The 10345-nt window shown below is 62.9% G+C and carries 9 protein-coding genes; 3 read left to right on the forward strand and 6 right to left on the reverse strand.

Annotation, left to right across the window (positions count from 1 at the left end):
• Positions 1 to 220: 220 nt before the first annotated feature.
• The 4 genes from fliD to alr form a co-directional block, all read right to left on the reverse strand.
• Positions 221 to 1639: a flagellar filament capping protein FliD gene (fliD, locus tag EWM63_RS02600; protein ID WP_130185148.1), complete on the reverse strand. Its 1419-nt coding sequence runs from the start codon at positions 1637 to 1639 to the stop codon at positions 221 to 223.
• A gap of 136 nt (positions 1640 to 1775) precedes the next feature.
• A complete protein-coding gene (locus tag EWM63_RS02605; RefSeq protein WP_130185149.1) occupies positions 1776 to 2096 on the reverse strand; it encodes a PilZ domain-containing protein in 321 nt (106 codons plus the stop codon).
• A 224-nt stretch (positions 2097 to 2320) separates the two neighbouring features.
• The gene (gene radA / locus EWM63_RS02610; RefSeq protein WP_130185150.1) at positions 2321 to 3694 is read right to left on the reverse strand and encodes a DNA repair protein RadA; all 1374 of its coding nucleotides are present in this window, start codon (positions 3692 to 3694) and stop codon (positions 2321 to 2323) included.
• Between the two features lie 21 nt (positions 3695 to 3715).
• Entirely contained in the window at positions 3716 to 4804 is a 1089-nt protein-coding gene (gene alr, locus EWM63_RS02615; RefSeq protein WP_130185151.1) for an alanine racemase, read from the reverse strand.
• A gap of 222 nt (positions 4805 to 5026) precedes the next feature.
• Here alr and lplT point away from each other — a divergent pair, with 222 nt between their 5' ends.
• Positions 5027 to 6274, forward strand: a complete 1248-nt coding sequence (gene lplT / locus EWM63_RS02620) for a lysophospholipid transporter LplT (protein ID WP_130185152.1) — start codon at positions 5027 to 5029, stop codon at positions 6272 to 6274.
• Positions 6275 to 6481: 207 nt separating this feature from the next.
• On the opposite strand, the gene EWM63_RS02625 is transcribed toward lplT, so the two are convergent.
• Positions 6482 to 7435 (reverse strand): IS1595 family transposase, encoded by a 954-nt coding sequence (locus tag EWM63_RS02625; RefSeq protein ID WP_165390737.1) that lies wholly within the window; start codon positions 7433 to 7435, stop codon positions 6482 to 6484.
• A gap of 90 nt (positions 7436 to 7525) precedes the next feature.
• Complete coding sequence (locus EWM63_RS02630; RefSeq protein WP_165391019.1) at positions 7526 to 8437, reverse strand: LysR family transcriptional regulator; 912 nt, start codon at positions 8435 to 8437, stop codon at positions 7526 to 7528.
• A gap of 163 nt (positions 8438 to 8600) precedes the next feature.
• On the opposite strand from EWM63_RS02630, the gene EWM63_RS02635 reads away from it, so the two are divergent.
• Together EWM63_RS02635 and budC are read left to right on the forward strand one after the other, a co-directional pair.
• Positions 8601 to 9299 carry a glutathione S-transferase family protein gene (locus tag EWM63_RS02635; RefSeq protein ID WP_130185154.1) on the forward strand — a complete coding sequence of 233 codons (699 nt, stop codon included), beginning with the start codon at positions 8601 to 8603 and terminating at the stop codon, positions 9297 to 9299.
• A gap of 283 nt (positions 9300 to 9582) precedes the next feature.
• On the forward strand, positions 9583 to 10344 hold the full coding sequence (gene budC, locus EWM63_RS02640; RefSeq protein ID WP_130185155.1) for a meso-2,3-butanediol dehydrogenase: 762 nt from the start codon (positions 9583 to 9585) through the stop codon (positions 10342 to 10344).
• Position 10345: the final 1 nt, after the last annotated feature.

Below are 10345 nucleotides of genomic sequence, written 5' to 3' on the forward strand. Positions count from 1 at the left end.
TCCTTTCTGAAAGCCGTGGTGGCCACGGCCATCTGACTGATCGCTATCACGACGAATAGCGAATGCTTCATTAGCAAGCAAAGGCCTCGCGGCAGCCCGTATCACTACGGTCTGCAAGCGAGGCCTTCGTCATTCGGGCGTAGCAGAGGTTTCGGAAAGCCTGCTTTCTACCTGCGCAGCGGAGATGGCATGCTTGCCATCGTCTCCCTCGTCCCCGCTTTCATCCCCACCAGTTCAGCAGCATTCCCGAGCCGCCCATCTGCTCCTGCATCGTGTACATCTGCGCCAGCGCCTGCGCCTGGATGGTCAGCGTTTGCGCCATCATCGCATGCTGGTCGTTCAGCCTGCCGAGGTCGTGCGTGGTGCGTTCCTGGGCGCGGCGGATGAGGCCATTCTCGGCCGTCAGCGTCCCGAGACGCTCGTCGATGCGGTCGGCCAGGCCCGTGCCTTCGTTGGTGAACAGCCGACTCACGGCATCGGGATCGTCGGCGATGGCCGCCTTCAGCTTGATCTCGTTCAGCACCAATTTGCCGTCGGCATCGCGCGACAGCCCCACGTCCGCCAGCGCCTGCGCCGAGGCGCCGGCGCCGCCGATCCGCATCACCGCATTCAATTGCATGGACACTCTCGACAGCGCGTTATCGCCGCTCAGCGCGCCTTCCTGCAGCACCGCCAGCTTGTCGGCCAGGGCGTTGTAGCCCTTGACGAAAGCGGCGACATTGGTGGCGATCTGGCTGCTGTCCTGCGTGATCGCCAGCCGTGTCTCGCCCTTGCCGGCCAGGTTCAATGTCACACCCGCGATTGCGCCGGTCACCGTGTTCGTGCTGCTCCGGTACTCCTTGCCGGCGATGGAAACGATCGCATCCTGCGCCACCTGTGCCTGCGTCATGCCGGCGGCGGCCGGGTTTTCCGGGTCGAAACCGATCGCAGCCTTCAGCGCCGCGTCACCGCTGACGCTGATCGACAGCGTTTGCGTGGCCCCCGACTCGCCGTTGACCTGCAGCGCGTAGCCGCCATTCGAGCGCACCACGGTGGCGCTCACGCCGGCCTCCTGCAATGCGGCGGCAATGCCCTCCAGCGTATTGTTGCTGCTGTCGATCGTGATGGTCTGCGCCGTGCCGCCCGTGGGCTGGAACCCCTCCGCGCCCAGCGTGCCCCATTCCAGCCGGACGGTGGCGCCCAGGCCCGTGCCGATCGCGGCGCCGGCTGCCGGCTGCACGCCACTGTTGAGTACCTGCCCCTGCGCCAGCTGCTGCACGTCGACCGCGTACTTGCCGGGCTTCGCGCCGGCGCTCGTGGAGGCCGTGAGCACGCCCCCCGTCGACACCGATGCCGATGTCGACAGCCCCGCACCGGCCAGGCTTTCCGCCAGCGCCTCGAAGGTGTCGAGCGCGCTTTGCAACTGGCCCAGGCCGGACAGGCGGGTCTGCGTGCTTGCCAGGCTGGCGTTCAACAGGTCGATATTGCCGCGCTGGCCCGCGAGGGCCTGCTGCACGCGGGCCGCGACCGAGGCCGACAGCGTGGTGCTGCCCGTGACCTGCGTACCGCCGAGCATGCCGCTCAGATTGCCGTTGCCGTACAGCGTGGCAATCGAATTCGTCCCGTACAGTGAAGCGAGGGTGCTGGTGTTGATGACCATGGAATCCTCCGATGTCGGACTATTATGATCCTATCGGCCCGGGGAATCAAAATAGCAAACAGAACCGTGCACGCCCCGTTGTTCCGATCACCACCGGCTATCGGCATCGGCCGAGGTATCGCTACCAGCAGGCGTGTCAGCGCATGAACTTCGTGATGGCGGCCATGGCCTCCGCGTTCAGCGGCAGGAACACGAAGCCGACCTTGAATTCGTCACCGGAAAAGATGCAATGACTGACCTTTGTGCGGCATGTGATGATCTGCGGCTTGCCATCGACCAGCATCTCGAACACCACTTGCCCGACCTGCCCCGGTTCGACCTTCGTGCCCGACGTGACGGACACTCCGGCCAGCCCCAGGTCGAAGGTGCGCGCGGGAACCGGCGCGGCGCCATCGATGACCATCATTGCCCTGACACGCAGGATCTTGCGCACGCCCTGCCTCTGATCGACTGACACTTGAAAACCTCGGTATAAAAATGAAGACGGCCGGCAAAAAAGCCGGCCGCATATTCTACTGCGCGACGGCCGATCATGCATTAATGAAGTTCTTTGCAAGATGGCAGTCACCACCGCGTATTGCTGTGCGCTGTATCGCGGTTCTGTGTCGCCGTTTCTGAGTCGCCGTTTCTGAGTCGCCGCTTTTGTGTCGCCGCTTTTGTGTCACTGCTTTTGTGTAACGTTTACTGCAGCTCGCGCAGCCGGTTGAACGCATCGTCGATCCGGTCCACGCCGATGATCGTCATGCCTTCGATCGGCTGCTTCGGCGCATTCGCCTTCGGGATCATCGCGATCGAGAAACCCAGCTTGGCCGCCTCGCGCAGGCGCTCCTGGCCGCGCGGCGCGGGGCGGATCTCGCCAGCCAGGCCCACCTCGCCGAACACCACGAAGCCGCGCGGCAGCGGCTTGTTGCGCATCGAGGAATTAATCGCCAGCAGCACGGCCAGGTCCGCTGCCGGTTCCGTGATCTTCACGCCGCCGACGGCGTTGATGAACACGTCCTGGTCGAACGCTGCGATCCCCGCATGCCGGTGCAGCACCGCCAGCAGCATCGCCAGCCGGTTCTGTTCCAGGCCCACGGACAGGCGACGCGCGTTCGGCAGGTGGCTGGCGTCGACCAGCGCCTGGATCTCCACCAGCAGCGGGCGCGTGCCTTCCTGCGTGACCATCACGCAGGACCCGGGCACCTGGTTGTCATGCTGCGAGAGGAACAGCGCGGAAGGATTCGACACGCCTTTCAGGCCCTTCTCCGTCATGGCGAACACGCCCAGTTCATTGACGGCGCCGAAGCGGTTCTTGATGGCCCGCACCAGCCGGAAGCTCGAATGGGTATCGCCCTCGAAGTACAGCACCGAATCGACGATGTGCTCGAGCACGCGCGGCCCGGCCAGCGCGCCCTCCTTCGTGACGTGGCCGACGAGGATGATCGTCACGCCGGTCTGCTTGGCCACGCGCGTCAGTTGCGCCGCGCATTCGCGCACCTGCGCCACCGAACCGGGCGCGGACGTGAGCGCATCGGAGTACACCGTCTGGATCGAGTCGATGACGGCGACTTCCGGCTTCAGGTCGCCCAGCGTCTGCAGGATTTTTTCCAGCTGGATCTCGGCCTGCAGCTTGAAGTCCTTCGCGTCGATGGCCAGCCGCTTGGCGCGCAGCGCGATCTGCGCACCGGACTCCTCGCCCGACACGTACAGCACGCTCTTGAGGTGCGAGAGGTTGGCCAGCGCCTGAAGCAGCAGCGTCGACTTGCCGATACCGGGATCGCCGCCGATCAGCACCACGCCGCCGGACACCAGGCCGCCGCCGAGCACGCGGTCGAATTCCTCGATGCCCGTGCCGAAGCGCGGCACGTCGAGCGCCTCGATCTCGGAGAGCGACAGCACCGGCGCCGTCTGCGCCAGCGCCTGGTGCGACTGCGACATGCGGTTCACGCCGGCCGTCTCGATCACCGATTCCACCATCGTGTTCCATTGCCGGCATGCCGGGCACTGGCCGGTCCACTTGCTGCTCGTGCCGCCGCATTCGCTGCACACGTATTGGGTCTTAGCCTTGGCCATCGGTCTTCCTTCAGTTTTCGCTCAGTTTTCCACTACCTGCACGCGCTGCGCCACCGCGCACATCAGTTCATAGCCGATCGTGCCGGCGGACGTGGCGACGTCGTCGATCGGCAAGCCTTCCCCCCACAGCACCACGCGGCTGCCCACGCGCGCCGTGTCGATGCCGGTCAGGTCCACGGCCATCATGTCCATCGACACGCGGCCCACGGTACGGGTGCGCACGCCATCGACCATCACCGGCGTACCGGTGGGGGCGTGGCGCGGGTAGCCATCGGCATAGCCGCAGGCCACGGTACCGATGCGCATCGCGCGGTCGGCCTCGAAGCGGCTGCCATAGCCGACGAAGTCGCCCGCCTCGATGTCCTGTATCCCGATCAGTTCACTTTCCAGCGTCATGGCCGGGCGCAGGCCGTAGCCATCCGCGCTGGCGCCGCCCGGCGTGCCGCCATACAGCATGATGCCCGGGCGGATCCAGTCGCTGACCAGTTCGTCCCGCAACGCCGGCATGCGCAGCACACCGGCCGAATTGGCCAGGCTCCGCGGCGCTTCGATGCCTGCAGCGCCTTCGTTGAAACGGCGGATCTGCTCGCGGATCGGCAGGCACTCGTGCGCCGCTTCGTCCGCATTGGCGAAGTGCGTCATCAGCGTGATCCGCCCCACGTGGGGGATGGCGCGCAGGCGCGCATACGCGGCGCCGAACTGGGCTGGCTTGAAACCCAGCCGGTTCATGCCGGTGTTCATTTTCAGGTGCACATCGACGGGCCGTGCCAGCGGCGTGCGTTCCAGCAGCGCGATCTGCTCGATACAATGCGCGGCGCCTTCCAGGCCGTGCTCCGCCATCGCATGCAGGTCGGCCGCGTCGAACCAGCCTTCCAGCAGCAGGATCGGCTTGGTCCAGCCCATGGCGCGCAGCCGCACCGCGTTGTCGAACTCGATCAGCGCCAGGCCATCGGCCTCGGCGAAGCCGCGCAGCGCGCGCTGCAGGCCATGGCCATAGGCGTTGGCCTTGACCACTGCCCAGGCTTTCGCGCCAGGCGCGCAGGCACGTGCACGGGCCAGGTTATGCTGCATCGCAGCGACGTGGATGGTGGCAACGATCGGCCTTGGCATGACGGGATGGACGCAATGCGCGTGAAATGGGAAGCCGACATTTTACCAAAGACACTCTCGCGGCGACTTCCTTAGGCGGGGCTTAAGAACGCGCCGCCATGCCCGCAGTCATGCCGCCTTGCAGCAATCGAACGACCATTCGAATTGCCCTGCCGTTTTCTTTGGAAAGCATATCTTTCATGGTATAAAGCAAGCCGATATCGGTTTTAAGGCCCTTCCACAATGAATCGTGGTTTCTATACCATCATGGCGGCGCAGTTCTTTTCGTCGCTGGCGGACAATGCGTTGCTGTTCGTCGCGATCGACCTGCTGATCACGATGAAGTCGCCGGCATGGATCACGCCGCTGCTGAAATTCCTCTTCGTGCTGTTTTATGTGCTGCTGGCCGCATTCGTGGGAGCCTTCGCCGATGCGCTGCCGAAGGGCCGCGTCATGTTCTACGCGAATCTCGTCAAGATCTTCGGCTGCGCCCTGCTGTTCTATGAAGTGCATCCGCTCGCGGCCTATGCGATCGTGGGCATCGGCGCCGCCATCTATTCGCCCGCCAAATACGGCATCCTGACCGAACTGCTGCCGCCGGAAAAGCTGGTGGCCGCGAACGGCTGGATCGAAGGCCTGACGATTTCCTCGATCATCCTCGGCACCGTGATGGGCGGCGCGCTCGTCAGCGACCGTGCCGAGTCCATCATGCTGGGCTGGGACATCGGCATCGGCAACGCCGCCTACGGCGCGCTGATGATCGTGGGCGTGCTGTACATCGTCGCCGCGGGGTTCAACCTGCGTATTCCGCTGACCGGCTGCGTCTATCCGCACCAGGAACGCAACCCGATCCGCCTGATCGAGGATTTCGCCAATTGCTGCATGGTCCTGTGGCGCGACAAGCTGGGCCAGATCTCGCTGGCCGTCACGACACTGTTCTGGGGCACCGGCGCCACCTTGCAGTTCATCGTGCTGGAATGGGCCAAGCAGGCGATGGGCATGAGCTACGAGAAGGCCACCACGATGGTGGGTCTCGTGGGCCTGGGCGTGACGGTGGGCGCCATCATGTCGGCCAGGATGATCACGCTGCGCAAGTCGCTTTCCGTGATCCCGCTCGGCATCGCGATGGGCTTCATGGTGATGACGATGGCGTTCATCCACACGCCGCTGATCGCCTACCCGATGCTGATCGTGATCGGCGCGCTGGCCGGCTTCTTCGTGGTGCCGATGAATGCGCTGCTGCAGCATCGCGGCCACGTGCTCATGAGCGCAGGCCATTCGATCGCCGTGCAGAACTTCAACGAAAACCTGTCGATCCTGGTCATGCTCGCCATGTACTCGCTGATGCTGCGCATGGACCTGGCGCTGAACACCATCATCATCCTGTTCGGCCTGTTCCTGTCGGGAACGATGATCGCCATCAAGCGGCTGCACGTGGCCAACCAGCGCGAACACGACTCGCTTGCGCTGATCGGCGAGCACAAGCATTAAACGCCGGCGGCATCGCCAGCCGGGCCCGAACGGGCGCATCGAGGAACGCTCAACGGGTACCGGCACGTGATGGTTGCACCTCACTGCGGCGGCTGTATACGCGCCTGACCAGGTTGAGATCATTTACGTTGGCGCTGTTAGCGTAAAGTGGTCGCTGCTTAGAGGCATGGAACTTTTAATGAGCGCCGTTGTCGCGGGGGGCGGCCATTAGGCGGACGCTACCGCAACACGCAGCCACTGCGCCGGTGCCGGCCACGCCGCGGTATCGAGCACGCGCAGCCAGCCCGTGTAATTGGCCAGATAGCGGCTGGCCACACCGTTGAAACGGCGCAGCCAGGCCTTGAAGCGGCTGTGCCAGGCATTCACGCCCTGGATGTGGATGGCGCCGCGCGTTCGCATGCCTGCCTTGACGTTCACCGCCTCATGTGTAATGCCCGCCTGTCGGGCGAACGTGACATACGCCCTGGCGGCATCGCTGATCAACAGGATGTCCGGTGCCAGTACAGGCTTCAGGTGTTCGGACAGTTGGCTGGCGCTGACCGGGCCGCGGCCGGTCACGAACTCGCAGGTTTGGCGCGTGCGGTCACGTGCCACGAGAATGCAATCGAATTCCTTGCTGATCCCGCGCTTCGACGCCGTGCCGCCGCGCTTGCGGGGCCGGCGGTCCAGGTGCCGTGAGCCTTTTTGCGATTCGAGGTGATACGTTTCGTCGGCTTCGACGATGCCCGAGAGTTGCGGCCGGCGTTCCCGGCGCACGGCGGCGATAAAACGGTGGCGCCACCGGAAGCTGGTGGATTTCGCCACGGCTACGCGCTCGGCGGCCTTGCGCACCGTGCACGACTCGATCAGGCATTGGAAGTACGGCAACCATTTGTCGCGCAGCCGCAGGCGGGCCAGCGGCGTGCTGGTCAGCGCGTTGAAGCTGCGCCGGCAGGCCACGCAGCGATAGCGTTGCAGGCCGTTCGCGTGGCCGCTGCGGTGGCATCGCGTGCCGCCGCATCTGGGACAAGGCCGCTTGCCGGCAGACTCCTCGATCAGGCGCAGGCACTGGCCGGGTTGCACGACGTTTGCAAGGAAGCCTTGCAGAAGAGCGACCTCATCGTCGGAAAGCTGGCGCTGCGCCAGCGCCTTGAACACCACGTCGAACTCCGCTGCGCCCATCGCACCCTCCGCGTATACATGAAGTATCTCAACAGAAGATCAGACCGTGATTCCGCAGGGAAGTTCCCCAGCTTTACGCGCACAGCGCCTTTACGTTTTCACTGCCGAGCGCAAGAAATCGACAAATGCACGCACTCTGGCCGACAGGTGGCGGTTCTGGGGATAGAGGATCGAAAACGGGCGGGAGCGGCCGCCGTACTTTTCAAGGACTTCCACAAGGTCACCACGCCGCAGGGCGTCGCCTACTGCAAAGCGATATGTCTGATAAAGACCTCCGCCCGCGTTTACCCAAGCGACAGCTCCTAACGCATCGTTAAGCACACGCATCCTGCTGGCTATCGGCTTCTCGATTGCAGTACCTTGATCATCGGTGAACAGCCACTGCAGTGGCCGCCCGGTATTCGGCGATATGTACTGGATACAATCGTGTTCATTGAGATCATCGATACTGCGTGGTACGCCTTTCTTTGCAAGGTATGTCGGGGTACCAAAGACCCCCAGCATGGCGTCTTCAAGTTTGAACGCGACAAGACGTGAATCCTGTTGAATACCGAGCCTGATTGCCAGGTCGAAGCCTTCTTCGACAAAGTCGATGATCTTGTCCGAAATGCTGATCTCGATGTCGATCTGCGGATAGAGCTCCGTAAACCTGGGCATCAAAGGCAGCAACCGAAACGTTCCATAAGCAGCACTGACGCTGATGCGTAGCGGCCCACTCGGGACGGTTTGGGCACCTGTAATCGCACGCTCGGCCTCGACAATCTGCTCAAGTGCGAGCTGACATTCCTTCCAATAGAGCTCGCCTTCAGCTGTCAGCTTGACGGCGCGGGTAGTCCTTAAAAAAAGGCGTACACCGAGGCGCTGCTCGAGCCGGCTGATCGACCGGCTGACCGCGGCCGGTGTCAAACCAAGCATCTCGGCTGCACCGGTAAAGCTGCCAGTCTCCGCTGCTCTACAAAACTGTTCAATGCTGCCCAGCTGAAGTGCGTTGCCCGCGGCCATATTCATTACCATCTGTAATAAATGAATTGATTATCACATGGTTTATCGATCAAGAACAACGCATTAAATTACGTCCACTGCTTCAGCAACAACGCGCCAAGCCTCGCTACTCAAGCAGGACTCGGCTTTGGCCTACCCCTCGACATACTTGAAGGAATTCGAAATGACCAGCAAATTGAACGTTTTTACCTCGCCGTCGGCTTTCCCTAACCCGCAGCGCCTGCGCCTGTTCATGCATGAAAAGGGAATCGCTGATCAGTTCCAGGAAACCATTTACGACATGACACCAGTCGGTGAACAGCGTGGCTGGCGTCATCTGAAGATGAATCCCTGGGGTGAGACACCGACCCTCGAGCTCGCTGATGGCAGTTACATATCCGAAACGGCAGCAGTCGTCCGTTACCTGGACCAGTCCTACCCCGGCCGCAAGATCATGGGGGACATGCCACTGGAACAGGGCCTGGACAATATGTGGGATAACCGCATCTGGGTTCACATCCTGTATCGCATCGTGACGGCCTTCCATGTCCTGCATACCGGTCTCGGCTTCAAACTCGAACTGACGAAGAACGAAGCTTGGGGCGAACACTGCCGCAAAGAAGCGCTGGCCCATGCCGCCCTGGTCAACAAACATCTTTCGGATGGACGGAAATGGTTGCTGGGGGGCGACGAGCCAACTTTTGCCGATATCACGCTGGCAACTGCCATCGCGTTCTCGAAATTCCCGGTGAACGCTACGCCACTGGACGAGCGTATTGAGTTCCTGGACGCCTACTGGCAGCGCTGGCAGCAACGTCCGAGCTTCCAGGCCGCGTATGCGGATCGCAGCAGTGGCATCCCTGAACTGGACAACAAGGCTTGATGCAAGCTCGAAGTCGCGCGCTGTCCAACCAATGGTTGTCGCGCGACTAACTTGAAGGCAGCCAACGGGCTAAGGTCAACCATCGCCCTCACCGGCCGCGGTTTTCCGCGATACGGATGGCACCGCGCTCGAGATTTCCTGGCACCACTGAAAAGCGGTGATTGCACTGCCGTGATATGGTTTTGGCCACATTTTAGTGAACCATACGGGGCGCGACGGATGGCCCACACATCTGCCCGTCCTGCCGACACCGCCCCGGCCCGCATGAAAGGAAAGGAAAGGAATGAACCGTTTCAAGGACAAAACCGTACTAGTCACCGGCGCCGCTTCCGGCATCGGCCTGTCGGCCACCCGCCGGTTCCTCGATGAAGGTGCCCGTGTCGTGATGCTCGATATCGACGAAGCCAGGCTTCGCGAAGTCGCTGCCGCCATGCCGCAGGACCGCATTCTCGTACAGGCCGGCGATACCGCCGACAGGCAGACCGCGGTGCTCGCCGTGAAGGCTGCCGTCGAACGCTTCGGCAGGCTCAATATCCTGGTCAACAACGCCGGCGTGGCGACCGAGGGCGACATCCTGCAGACCAGCGAAGAAGACTTCTCCCGTGTCATGGCAGTCAACGTGGCGGGCTACTTCCACATGGCCAAGGCGGCGCTGCCCGAACTCGTGAAGACCCGCGGCTCGATCGTGATGACGTCGTCAGTCTCGGGCCTCGGTGGCGACTGGGAACTGTTCGCCTACAACACGTCGAAGGGCGCCGTCAGCAATATGGTGCGCGCGATGGCGATGGATGCGGCAAAGGATGGCGTGCGGGTGAACGCGGTCAACCCGAGCTTCACGAAAACAGGCATGACCGAGGACATGGTGAACGATCCCGAACTGGTCGCCGAGTTCCGGAAGCGCATGCCGCTCGGCGCGCCCGAGGATCCGGACGGTGTCGCGGCAGCGATCGCATTTTTGGCGAGCGACGATGCACGCCTCATTACAGGCGTCAACCTGCCGGTCGATGCGGGCCTGATGGCATCCAATGGGCAGCCGCACCAGTGAG

Origin of the sequence: Pseudoduganella lutea, assembly GCF_004209755.1 — a bacterium.
GTDB lineage: Bacteria > Pseudomonadota > Gammaproteobacteria > Burkholderiales > Burkholderiaceae_D > Rugamonas > Rugamonas lutea.

What these genes read in the sequence shown, in the direction of transcription:
- fliD (WP_130185148.1), bottom strand. Translation starts at nt 1,639, where the DNA reads ATGGTCATCAACACCAGCACCCTCGCTTCACTGTACGGGACGAATTCG.
- radA (WP_130185150.1), bottom strand. Translation starts at nt 3,694, where the DNA reads ATGGCCAAGGCTAAGACCCAATACGTGTGCAGCGAATGCGGCGGCACG.
- alr (WP_130185151.1), bottom strand. Translation starts at nt 4,804, where the DNA reads ATGCCAAGGCCGATCGTTGCCACCATCCACGTCGCTGCGATGCAGCAT.
- lplT (WP_130185152.1), top strand. Translation starts at nt 5,027, where the DNA reads ATGAATCGTGGTTTCTATACCATCATGGCGGCGCAGTTCTTTTCGTCG.
- EWM63_RS02625 (WP_165390737.1), bottom strand. Translation starts at nt 7,435, where the DNA reads ATGGGCGCAGCGGAGTTCGACGTGGTGTTCAAGGCGCTGGCGCAGCGC.
- EWM63_RS02630 (WP_165391019.1), bottom strand. Translation starts at nt 8,437, where the DNA reads ATGGCCGCGGGCAACGCACTTCAGCTGGGCAGCATTGAACAGTTTTGT.
- EWM63_RS02635 (WP_130185154.1), top strand. Translation starts at nt 8,601, where the DNA reads ATGACCAGCAAATTGAACGTTTTTACCTCGCCGTCGGCTTTCCCTAAC.
- budC (WP_130185155.1), top strand. Translation starts at nt 9,583, where the DNA reads ATGAACCGTTTCAAGGACAAAACCGTACTAGTCACCGGCGCCGCTTCC.